Genomic DNA, 11,437 nt, shown 5'->3' on the forward strand with positions numbered 1-11,437 from the left:
GCAAACCATTACAGGGCATGTGGGGCGATCTCTCTAGAAAGAGTAAGAGAATCCGATAGACATGAACTCCTTGAACTGCCAATAGCTCTGATCATCCTTACGCTTTGCTCCATCATCGAAACGAGGATAGAGGAAGATATTAGATGAAATATAACGATTGAACTGGAAGGTAATCGTATTTTCCCATTCTATCTCAGCACGCTTGTAAGTAGTGTATCCCCAGAGACGGGTCTTCCACTTCAGGTTCTCCATCACCTGCCAAGACAGATCGAAGGTACACTCAGAACCGTAATCGGTCATACCATGCTGTCCCTCCTTCAAACCATATCTTGTGGCAAGATCCTCACGGCCCACATACTTCCAGTTGAACGCCAGAGGAGCCAGATGGGCACTACCCTTCAACCTGTGGTTGAGCCAATCCACCGAATAATCCATACCGACAGAGAGGTTCAGATTGAATGGTGAGAAGAAATCGGAATAAACCTTCTTGTCATTACTCTTGTAACCATGGGCAAACTGCGTCTGCGCCACCATCTGGATGGTATAATACCATTTTCTGGATGCCTGAAGACCCAACTTGCTGGTGTATCGGATCAAGTCGTCGGATGTCTTGAGCGAATGCACCGAGTCTCCCTTGGAAGTCTGGTAGCCCAATCGCATCTCCAGCTTATTCTCCCACTTCACCTTCTGCTTGTTGTTGTAATTCGCCAGCATCGTTACGCGTCCCAATAGAGAGTAGTTGCTCTCACCACCTTTATACCAGTTGTCAGATACATAGTTTTGCAGGAACTGCAGATAGTAATCACCTCCAAAAGTCCAGAAGTTAGGCTTGAAGATTACGATGTCCGATGGAGCAGTTTCCGGTTCGAAGACCTTAGGCGCCACCTCTTCTATGATGTCGCGCTTCGGCTTTTTGGCTTTAGAATCCACCACAATCGGAGCGCCCACCTCTTCCAGGTGTCGCTGCGTAGTCTTCACCAGGTCTGGTCGGCTGAGATAAACATCCATCAAGGTCTTATCGAGCATCACGCCAAGCGAATCGCCTACCCCTCCATCAGGACGGAGGCGCAGAAAATGATTGGCAGGTGAGCGATAATACGTGAGTGGGGTGAAGAGCATGGCATATCGGGAGTCATCCAAAGACATCTCTGTAGAGTCGATACGCTCCCTGACGTGAGCCAGCGAGTCCACATAACTTTTCACTATCGATGGAGTTTTCACCACCACATTATGCCTGCGGGAACGTTGGGCATCTGCCGTCACAGCACCCGCAAGCAAAGCTAAAATGAGTAATCCAAATCTTATTTTCATTCCTTCATATACTAATTTGGGCACAAAGGTAACAAAATAATTCTAAATTCAACGCCATTCTTTACAAATATTTTGGCTAATTCATAATTTTATCGTAACTTTGCACCCAAATAATTCTAATTTAAATTATAAACATCGTGGCTGATACAAAGTACATCTTCGTTACCGGTGGTGTGGTTTCTTCTTTGGGTAAAGGAATCATATCTTCATCCATCGGTAAACTTCTTCAAGCAAGAGGCTACAACATTACTATCCAAAAGTTTGACCCATACATCAACATCGACCCGGGTACACTGAACCCGTACGAGCATGGTGAGTGCTACGTAACGGTAGATGGTATGGAGACCGACCTCGACCTCGGACACTACGAGCGATTCACCGGTATTCAGACTACGAAAGCGAATTCTCTCACCACAGGTCGTATCTATAAGGCAGTCATTGACAAGGAACGTCGCGGCGACTATCTCGGCAAGACCATCCAGGTGGTGCCTCACATCACCGACGAGATCAAGCGCAACGTGAAGCTGCTCGGCAAGAAGTATCACTATGACTTCGTGATTACCGAAATTGGCGGAACCATCGGCGACATCGAGAGTGCCCCATACATGGAAGCTATCCGACAGCTGAAATGGGAGCTGGGCAAGAACGCAGTCAATGTGCACCTCACCTATGTGCCTTATCTCAAGGCTGCAGGCGAGTTGAAGACAAAGCCTACCCAGCACTCCGTGAAGGAACTGCAGAGCGTAGGTATTCAGCCAGATGTTCTGATTCTCCGCACCGAGAAGCATCTCGAAGAGGGAATCCTGAAGAAGGTGGCAAGCTTCTGTAACGTAGATATCGACTGCGTAATCCAGAGCGAAGACCTTCCTAGCATCTACGAGGTGCCTGTAAACATGCAGAACCAGGGCCTTGACACCGCCATCCTCCGCAAGATGGGAGAGCCTATCGGCGAGAAGCCTGCGCTGGGTCCATGGAAAACTTTCCTCGACCGCAGAAACAAGGCCACCGAGACGGTGAACATCGGTCTCGTAGGAAAATACGACCTGCAGGATGCCTACAAGAGCATCCGCGAGAGCCTCTCGCATGCCGGCACCTACAACGACCACAAGGTGAACATTACATTCATCAACTCAGAATATCTCACAGATGAGAATGTGGCTGAACAGCTGAAGGGTCAGGACGGCATCGTCATCTGTCCAGGATTCGGCCAGCGCGGCATCGAGGGCAAGATCATCGCTGCCCACTATACCCGCACCCACGACATCCCTACCTTCGGCATCTGCCTGGGTATGCAGATGATCGTCATCGAGTTCGCCCGCAACGTATTGGGCTACAAGGATGCCAACTCGCGTGAGATGGATGAGAAGACTCCACACAATGTCATCGACATCATGGAGGAGCAGAAAAACATATCAAACATGGGTGGAACCATGCGACTCGGCGCCTATGAGTGCGTACTGAGACAAGGCAGTCGCGCGTTCAATATCTATAAGAAGGAGCATATCCAGGAGCGCCATCGCCATCGCTATGAGTTCAACAACGAATTCCAGAAGGAATTCGAGAAGCACGGCATGATGTGCGTAGGCCGCAATCCGGAAAGCGACCTGGTAGAGGTAGTTGAAATCCCGGGCTTGAAGTGGTACATCGGTACACAGTATCATCCAGAGTACCAGAGCACGGTATTGAAGCCACACCCATTGTTTGTTGACTTTGTAAAGACAGCCATCGCTAACAAGAAATAGCGCAGGCTGGCTTTAGGCAGCAGAATGGCACGGCCTTTGCTGTCGCTTCAGAGAAAATAAAACAATAAAAATAATAATGAATAAGAACAACATTATCGGTTTCCTCCTGATTGCCGTAGTGCTGATAGGCTTTAGCTGGTACAACCAGCCATCAGCCAAAGAGCAGAGAGCGGCATTCGTTCAGGACTCCATCGCCAAGGCGAAGCACGCCGAGATGGAAAAAGCCAGCAAGACTGCCGCTGTTAAGCGCCAGGCGAATGCTAAGGCTAAAATTGAGGCAGACTCTACAGCCCTCTTCTATTCGGCGCTGAAGGGTCAGGCTCAGAAAGTAGTTTTGAAAAACGAGAAGGTTGAGTTGACTCTCAACACCAAGGGTGGTACTGTCGAGAAGGCAGTCATCAAGGGATACGTGGGTCACAACCTCAAGGTGAAAGATGGTTCTGCCGACCAGAAGGACGTTACACTCTTCGACGGCAACGACCAGAGCCTCAAGTTCATGCTCGAGGCAAAGGAGGCCAACATCATCACCAGCGATCTCTATTTCACACCATCCAACGTGACCGACAAGTCTGTCACCATGACTGCAGTGGCTGGTCCAGGCAAGACCCTCAGCATGACCTATACCCTCGGCGACGACTATATGCTCCACATGAGCCTGCAGGCTGAGGGAATGGCTGGTCTGTTCTCACCTAACTGCAACAAGATGAGTATCGACTGGAGCGACAAGGCGCGCCAGCAGGAGCGTGGCTTCATGTTCGAGAACCGCTACACCACCCTCACCTATCATGAGGCAGAGGGCGGCACCGACCACCTGAACGAGGGCAGCGAGAAAATCGACGAGAAGATTGAAGAGACTATCGACTGGGTATCTTTCAAGAACCAGTTCTTCTCAGCTATTATGGTAGCTAAGGACAACTTCGACAAGGATGCCTTCATGACCTCTATCCCTCAGGAGAAGGGTTCGGGCTACCTGAAGCAGTTCCAGGCTAAGATGAAGACAGCCTTCGACCCAACCGGCAAGAAGGCGTCTGAGTTTGAGTTCTACTTCGGTCCTAACGACTTCCAGATTCTGAAGAATACAGAGAAGGAGAGCACCTTCGGCAAGGACCTGGAGTTCCAGAAGCTCGTATATCTGGGATGGCCTATCATCCGCTGGATCAACCGTTTCTTCACACTCTATGTGTTCGACTGGTTGAGCAATGTATTCCCAATGGGTATCGTATTGATTCTCATCACATTGCTCCTCAAGCTCATCACCTACCCTATGGTAAAGAAGAGCTATATGAGTTCTGCCAAGATGCGTGTGCTGAAGCCAAAGCTCGAGGCAGCTACCGCTCAGTTCAACAAGCCTGAGGACCAGATGCAGAAGCAGCAGGCGATGATGGCAGAATATGCCAAGTATGGTGTTAGTCCACTGTCAGGTTGCTTGCCAATGCTGATTCAGATGCCGGTTTGGGTTGCGATGTTCAACTTCGTGCCTAACGCCATCCAGCTTCGTGGTGAGAAGTTCTTGTGGATGAACGACTTGAGCACCTTCGACCCAATCTTCGAGTGGAACACCAACATCTGGTTGATTGGCGACCACTTGAGTTTGACCTGTATTCTCTTCTGCGTAGCCAACCTGTTGTACTCATGGATGACGATGCGCCAGCAGCGTGACCAGATGGTAGGTCAGCAGGCAGAGCAGATGAAGATGATGCAGTGGATGATGTATCTCATGCCATTGATGTTCTTCTTCATGTTCAATGACTACTCAGCAGGTTTGAACTTCTACTACTTCATCTCCTTGTTCTTCAGTGCCGCAATCATGTGGACCTTGCGCAAGACCACCAACGACGAGAAGCTCCTCGCCATTCTGGAGAAGCGCTATCAGGAGAACAAGAACAACCCTAAGAAGGCAAGCGGCCTCATGGCAAGAATGCAGGCCCTTCAGGAATTGCAGCGCCAGCAGCAGGAAGAGATGCAGCGTAAGCAGGCAGAACTGAACGAGAAAAAGAATAATCTCGGAAAATAAAGTTTTCTAGATAATAATGAAAGCGTAATGATTACCGGTAAAGGTATTCGTTACGCTTTTTTATTTTCCAAAGGATATATTTCGCTTTTCTACCCCCGAAAAGGTATAATTTGTTAAATGATATTATAAATTATACCTTTTCGGGGGTATTTACATTTTTTATTCGTATATTTGTCCCCGAAAGGGTATAATATAGTATTATTAGCTGTAGAATTTTACCCGAAAGGGTATAATATAGTATTACCACCTGTATCATTTTACCCGAAAGGGTATAAAATAAATAAAATATGAGCAATGCATTATCATCATACGTCAAGGAAATGCGCAAGCAATTCGGATTGACCCAAGTAGATCTGGCGGCGAAATCGGGCGTAGGCCTCAGATTCGTAAGAGAACTGGAACAGGGAAAGGAAACGCTGCGACTCGACAAGGTAAACCAAGTCCTCCTCTTGTTCGGTCAGGAAATCGGTCCCGTTCCCATCAGAAAAGAATAAAAATAGAATTTTATGAAACAAGGAAAGATTTATCTCTACGACCAATACGTAGGCCTGCTGACGGAAGATGAAACAGGCTTTACCTTTGCCTACGATGCAGATTATCTAGCATCGGATGGCGCCGAAGCCGTGAGCCTCACACTCCCGTTATCCAATGAACCCTACCACGACACCGTTTTGTTTCCCTTCTTCGATGGATTAATCCCCGAAGGATGGCTGCTGAATATCGCAGAAAGCAGTTGGAAAATCAACCAGCGGGATAGAATGTCGCTCCTCCTTGCCTGCTGCAAGGATTGCATCGGAGCCGTCAGCGTCATCCCGGTTCCAGAATCACATGTAGAAGGAACAAATGCTTCATCTCAAAACTAGAAAGGAAAAAGAAATATGGAGAAATGTCTATATTGCTATAAACCGCTCAAGCCCGGGCAGGTAGATTACCATCCTGCTTGCGCCAAGAAACTTTTCGGCACCAAGGAAGCCCCTGTCCTACCCTATATTAGAAAGGAAATAGGCGACCTGGCAAAACAAGTGGTGCGTGCCCAGACCACCCTGACCGGTGTGCAGGCAAAGCTCTCGCTCGATGTTAACCCAGGCGGAAAGAACGAACCATCCCGCTTCACCATTGTAGGACTCTGGGGAAAATACATCCTCAAGCCCCAAACCGACCGCTATCGCTGTCTTCCGGAAATCGAAGACCTCACGATGCATCTCGCCGAAACTGCTAAAATCGCCGTGGTTCCGCATGGACTGATTCGCTTTGCCGATGGCGAACTCTGTTACATCACCCGGAGAATAGACCGACTGGATGATGGAACCAAAGTACCGATGGAAGATATGTGCCAGCTATCCGAGCGCCTTACCGAATACAAATACAAAGGTTCCTACGAACAGGTTGCCAAACTCATCAAGAAGTATTCTTCCTTCTCGCAGCTTGATCTCGTGAACTATTGGGAGGTAGTCATCTTCTCGTGGATTACCGGCAACGCCGATATGCACCTCAAGAACTTCTCGCTCTATAACAACAGGAAACTGGGCTATGGACTAACCCCAGCATACGACCTGCTCTGCACGAAGATAGTGATGCCAGAAGATACCGAGGAACTCGCCCTGACGCTGAATGGAAGAAAAAGAAAGATTCTGAAATCAGATTTCATCAAGGTGATGACAGCCTCGGGACTCAGCGAAAAGGTAATCAACAACATCGCCAAGAAGTTCCGTCGCTCCATCGTGAAATGGCTCGACCTGATAGACGCCTCTTTCCTGCCAGACAGCATGAAGAAGGAATACAAAAAACTGATACTCAGCCGAGTCATGGCATTAAGATAAATTCTTTCTGTAATTGTTTCTGCCAAGCAGAACTAACAAGAAAAAAAAAGCAAGAATAGTATAAACAAAACAAGATATGAAGAAAATACTCTTATCACTTTTAGCAGCTGTTGGCTTATCAACCACCGGCTGCTCAGCACAGGTTGACAAATCGGCATCATCAGCAAAAACTGCTCCATCGGATGGTATCGTCATATTGGCTCCACAGGCCTTTATAGACCAGGCAAAGGCGGATACCACCAGCTTCCTTCTCGATGTCCGCACTTCCAAGGAATATGCAGAAGGACATCTGGCTGGTGCCCGACAACTGGATTACCTCAATACCGAGGCATTCGATGCCGGCATCAAGCAGCTGGATAAATCCCGCACCTACTACATCTATTGCAGAAGCGGAAAGCGGAGCCATGGTGCATGCCTGAAAATGAAGAAGCAAGGCTTCAAGGTATATGATATGGAAGGGGGCATCCTCAACTGGACAAAGCTCGGAATGCCGGTTGAAAGATAAAAAAGTACCTTTTCCAAAACGCCCTATAAAGGCAAAAGCTTTAAAGAAACAGGCAATAAACAAAGCTTTTGCCCTTACAGGGCGACGGGTTTGCGTTCATAATTACCCAGGGCGATGCCCTGGGCTAGGAGCTTCTGCCCTTTCAGGGCGTATTGGGTAATTTCAACCGTACAGGTCGAATTTACTTCTTCAACACAGGCTCGCAGGTGATATCCACTCCGAGCTTCTTGAAGATCTTCTGATCCACATCACTCAGCATCACGGTGCAATGAGCCTGACAGCCACGGAGCTTAGGCAACTGCTCCAAAGCTTTCTTGCAGTTATCATCATTCTCTGAAAGAACAGAGAGGGCTACAAGAACCTCATCGGTATGAAGACGAGGATTATGACCGCCGAGATAATTAATCTTGGTATGCTGGATAGGCTCAATCATCGACTGAGGAATCAACTTCAACTCGTGGTCGATGCCAGCCAGATGCTTGGTAACATTCAAAATCAATGCCGCGCTACAACCCAGCAACTCACTGCTGTGACCGCAGATAATCGTTCCATCCTCCAACTCAATCGCAGCAGAGGTATGGCCTGTCTCCTTCTTGTGATCCTTAGCCGCTACAGTCACCTTGCGATAAGCCGTGGTAATATTAGCCTGCTTGAAAAGCATCTGAATCTTGCTGATCTCCGCCTCGTTGCACGCACCGGCAGCCAACTTGTTGGTAGCCGCATAGTAACGGCGGATAATCTCATTCTTGGAAGCCTCGCAGCAAACCTCATCATCAGAGATGCAGAAGCCCACCATATTCACACCCATATCGGTAGGTGACTTGTAAGGATTGCTTCCGTAGATACCCTCGAACAGGGCATTGAGCACAGGATAAATCTCTACGTCACGGTTGTAATTGATGGCAATCTTATTGTAAGCTTCCAGATGGAATGGGTCGATCATGTTCACATCGTTGAGATCGGCAGTAGCTGCCTCGTAAGCGATGTTCACCGGATGCTTCAATGGAAGATTCCATACAGGGAATGTCTCGAACTTAGCATAGCCTGCACGCACGCCACGCTTGTTCTCGTTATAAAGCTGGCTCAGGCAGACAGCCATCTTACCGCTACCAGGACCCGGAGCAGTAACAATCACCAGCGGACGCTCAGTCTCTACATAATCATTCTTGCCAAAACCCTCATCAGAAGCAATGAGATCTACATCGTGAGGATAACCCTCGATGAGATAATGGCAGTAAGTCTTGATGCCCTCACGCTCCAAGCGCTGCTTGAAGGCGATGGCTGCAGGCTGACCATTAAAATGAGTAATAACAACAGAACCCACCATAAAACCACGGTTTTGGAATTCACCACGCAGGCGAAGCACATCCTCATCGTAAGTGATACCCAGATCGGCACGCTTCTTGTTCTTCTCAATATCGGCAGCACTGATCACGATAACAATCTCGATGCTATCGCTAATCTTCTGAAACATGCGCAGCTTACTATCAGGCTGGAAACCTGGCAAAACGCGGCTGGCGTGATGGTCATCGAAAAGCTTACCTCCCAATTCGAGATAAAGCTTTCCATCAAACTGTGAGATTCTCTCCTTGATATGTTCGGACTGAATCTTCAGATACTTCTCGTTGTCAAATCCTAACTTCATATTGTGTTTCTTTCTTTGAGTTGAACTCTATATCCTTATCGTTAAAAAACAAATCGCCTGCAAAATTACAAAAAAGGATTGAATAACGAGATAAATATGAAGATAAAGTTTCTAAAAAATGACAGATAAGCCACAAGAATGAGAAATAAACTCGCAATCCTTTCGCCAAATCGAATTTTTGCAGTAACTTTGCACCGAATATTCAATAAAATCACAAAAATATGATTAAAGCAATGATTCTGGCTGCAGCAGCTCTCACCATAGGAGCAAATACAGCCGATGCACAGACTATGATTGAAAAGAACAACATCAAGGTGGAGAACCACCTGATGACCCCAGAAGCTCTTTGGGCGATGGGTAGAATCGGTGCCGCTGAAGCTTCGCCTAACGGCAAGCAGGTGGTTTACCAGGTAGGTTACTACAGTGTAAAGGAGAACAAGGGCCATCAGATGCTCTTCATCATGGATGCCAATGGCAAGAACCAGAAGGCATTGACCACTGATGCCAAGAGCGAGACTGATGCTGCCTGGATTCAGGGCGGACAGAAGATTGCCTTCATCCGTGGCGGACAGCTCTGGAGCATGAACCCAGACGGTACTGACAGAAAGCAGCTCACCAACGACGAATTGGGCATCCAGGGATTCCGCTTCTCTCCAGATGGCAAGAAGGTAATCCTCATCAAGGAATTGCCTTATCACGGAACCATCAAGAAGAATCCTTCTGATCTTCCTCTGGCTACAGGTCGTCTCGTTACCGACATGAACTATCGCCACTGGGATCACTACGTAGAGAGTATCCTTCATCCTTTCGTGGCTGATGTTGCAGAGGATGGCACCATCAACGCCGGCGAGGATATCCTGAAGGATGAACCTTTCGAGTGTCCTATGGCTCCATTCGGTGGCATCGAGCAGTTGGCCTGGAGTCCGGATTCCAAGACCATCGCCTACACCTGTCGCAAGAAGGAGGGCGTGCAATATGCCATCTCTACCGATTCAGACATCTACCTATATAATATAGGTACGCGCGAGACCAAAAACCTCTGCAAGGAGGCTGGTTATGTAGAGCCTAAGATTGATGCAACCAAGAGCATGAAGAACCAGGCTGTAAATGCACCTGAGAATCTGAAGAACAATCCTGGTTACGACATCAACCCTCAGTTCTCTGCCGACGGCAAGTACGTGGCTTGGCAGAGCATGGCTCGCGACGGATACGAGAGCGACCGCAACCGCCTCTGTGTCTATGAGCTTGCTACCGGCAAGAAGAACTATGTATCAGAGAAGTTCGACTCCAACGTAGAGGGCTTCGTATGGAACAAGGACAACAAGAGCCTCACCTTCATCGGCGTATGGCACGGAACCCTGAACCTCTATCAGGCTAACTTCAAGGGCGAAGTAAAGCAGATTACCAACGAGTGGGCAGACTACGGAAGCATCGCTCTTGCCAACAACGGCAACAAACTTCTCGCTACCAAGGCTAGCATGAGTCATCCTACCGATATCTACATCGTAACGCCAGGCAAGAATGCCAAGAGTACCAAGGTAGAACAGATTACCCGTGAGAACGACCACATCCTGAGCCAGTTGAACATGGGTAAGTGCGAGCAGCGCTGGGTAAAGACCACCGACGGCAAGCAGATGCTGGTATGGATCATGTTGCCAGCTAACTTCGATGCCAACAAGAAGTACCCTACCCTTCTCTTCTGCGAGGGCGGTCCTCAGAGTCCGGTCAGCCAGTTCTGGAGCTATCGCTGGAACATTCAGATCATGGCAGCCAACGGTTACGTCATCGTATTGCCTAACCGCCGTGGTCTTCCAGGTTTCGGAAGTGCATGGAACGAGGAGATTTCAGGAGACTGGACTGGTCAGTGCATGAACGACTATCTTTCTGCCATCGACGATGCAGCCAACAATCTTCCATACGTAGATAAGGATCGTCTGGGCTGTGTAGGTGCCAGCTTTGGTGGTTTCTCAGTTTATTATCTTGCAGGTCATCACAACAAGCGTTTCAAGGCATTCCTCGCTCACGATGGTGCTTTCAACCTTGAGAGCATGTACACAGATACCGAGGAGGCCTGGTTCTCTAACTGGGAGTATGATGATGCTTACTGGAACAAGGATCAGAGTGCCAACGCCAAGAAGACATACGAGAACAGTCCTCACAAGTTTGTAGATAAGTGGGATACTCCAATTCTCTGCATCCACGGCGAAAAGGATTACCGCATCAATGCCAACCAGGGTATGGGTGCCTTCAATGCAGCCCGCATGCGTGGTATTCCAGCCGAGCTTCTTATCTATCCTGATGAGAACCACTGGGTATTGAAGCCACAGAATGGCGTGCTCTGGCAGCGCACCTTCTTCGGATGGTTGGATAAATGGTTGAAGAAATAACATATACAAAAAA

At 48.3% G+C, this 11,437-nt stretch carries 9 protein-coding genes; 7 read left to right on the forward strand and 2 right to left on the reverse strand.

Features of this window, described 5'->3' with window-relative positions:
• Window positions 1-33: 33 nt before the first annotated feature.
• Window positions 34-1,311, reverse strand: a complete 1,278-nt coding sequence (locus CFT61_RS14460) for a DUF3078 domain-containing protein (protein WP_089545107.1) — start codon at window positions 1,309-1,311, stop codon at window positions 34-36.
• A 137-nt stretch (window positions 1,312-1,448) separates the two neighbouring features.
• Here CFT61_RS14460 and CFT61_RS14465 point away from each other — a divergent pair, with 137 nt between their 5' ends.
• From CFT61_RS14465 to CFT61_RS14490, 6 genes are all read left to right on the forward strand, one after another.
• Window positions 1,449-3,053, forward strand: a complete 1,605-nt coding sequence (locus tag CFT61_RS14465; protein WP_089545108.1) for a CTP synthase — start codon at window positions 1,449-1,451, stop codon at window positions 3,051-3,053.
• A gap of 76 nt (window positions 3,054-3,129) precedes the next feature.
• Complete coding sequence (gene yidC, locus CFT61_RS14470; RefSeq protein WP_089545109.1) at window positions 3,130-5,067, forward strand: membrane protein insertase YidC; 1,938 nt, start codon at window positions 3,130-3,132, stop codon at window positions 5,065-5,067.
• A 287-nt stretch (window positions 5,068-5,354) separates the two neighbouring features.
• Window positions 5,355-5,561 (forward strand): helix-turn-helix transcriptional regulator, encoded by a 207-nt coding sequence (locus CFT61_RS14475; protein WP_089545110.1) that lies wholly within the window; start codon window positions 5,355-5,357, stop codon window positions 5,559-5,561.
• A 12-nt stretch (window positions 5,562-5,573) separates the two neighbouring features.
• On the forward strand, window positions 5,574-5,930 hold the full coding sequence (locus CFT61_RS14480; protein WP_089545111.1) for a HipA N-terminal domain-containing protein: 357 nt from the start codon (window positions 5,574-5,576) through the stop codon (window positions 5,928-5,930).
• Between the two features lie 15 nt (window positions 5,931-5,945).
• The gene (locus tag CFT61_RS14485; protein ID WP_089545112.1) at window positions 5,946-6,887 is read left to right on the forward strand and encodes a HipA domain-containing protein; all 942 of its coding nucleotides are present in this window, start codon (window positions 5,946-5,948) and stop codon (window positions 6,885-6,887) included.
• Window positions 6,888-6,963: 76 nt separating this feature from the next.
• Window positions 6,964-7,392: a rhodanese-like domain-containing protein gene (locus CFT61_RS14490; protein WP_089545113.1), complete on the forward strand. Its 429-nt coding sequence runs from the start codon at window positions 6,964-6,966 to the stop codon at window positions 7,390-7,392.
• A 181-nt stretch (window positions 7,393-7,573) separates the two neighbouring features.
• Here CFT61_RS14490 and CFT61_RS14495 read toward each other — a convergent pair whose 3' ends face one another.
• On the reverse strand, window positions 7,574-9,037 hold the full coding sequence (locus tag CFT61_RS14495; protein WP_089545114.1) for a DUF1846 domain-containing protein: 1,464 nt from the start codon (window positions 9,035-9,037) through the stop codon (window positions 7,574-7,576).
• Window positions 9,038-9,258: 221 nt separating this feature from the next.
• Here CFT61_RS14495 and CFT61_RS14500 point away from each other — a divergent pair, with 221 nt between their 5' ends.
• Window positions 9,259-11,424 carry a S9 family peptidase gene (locus tag CFT61_RS14500; RefSeq protein WP_089545115.1) on the forward strand — a complete coding sequence of 722 codons (2,166 nt, stop codon included), beginning with the start codon at window positions 9,259-9,261 and terminating at the stop codon, window positions 11,422-11,424.
• Window positions 11,425-11,437: the final 13 nt, after the last annotated feature.

Origin of the sequence: Segatella copri (assembly GCF_002224675.1) — a bacterium.
Classification (GTDB): domain Bacteria; phylum Bacteroidota; class Bacteroidia; order Bacteroidales; family Bacteroidaceae; genus Prevotella; species Prevotella copri_U.

Bases quoted from the DNA above. Each gene is read 5' to 3' on its own strand.
- CFT61_RS14460 (WP_089545107.1), bottom strand. From the start codon at position 1,311: ATGAAAATAAGATTTGGATTACTCATTTTAGCTTTGCTTGCGGGTGCT.
- yidC (WP_089545109.1), top strand. From the start codon at position 3,130: ATGAATAAGAACAACATTATCGGTTTCCTCCTGATTGCCGTAGTGCTG.
- CFT61_RS14475 (WP_089545110.1), top strand. From the start codon at position 5,355: ATGAGCAATGCATTATCATCATACGTCAAGGAAATGCGCAAGCAATTC.
- CFT61_RS14480 (WP_089545111.1), top strand. From the start codon at position 5,574: ATGAAACAAGGAAAGATTTATCTCTACGACCAATACGTAGGCCTGCTG.
- CFT61_RS14485 (WP_089545112.1), top strand. From the start codon at position 5,946: ATGGAGAAATGTCTATATTGCTATAAACCGCTCAAGCCCGGGCAGGTA.
- CFT61_RS14490 (WP_089545113.1), top strand. From the start codon at position 6,964: ATGAAGAAAATACTCTTATCACTTTTAGCAGCTGTTGGCTTATCAACC.
- CFT61_RS14495 (WP_089545114.1), bottom strand. From the start codon at position 9,037: ATGAAGTTAGGATTTGACAACGAGAAGTATCTGAAGATTCAGTCCGAA.
- CFT61_RS14500 (WP_089545115.1), top strand. From the start codon at position 9,259: ATGATTAAAGCAATGATTCTGGCTGCAGCAGCTCTCACCATAGGAGCA.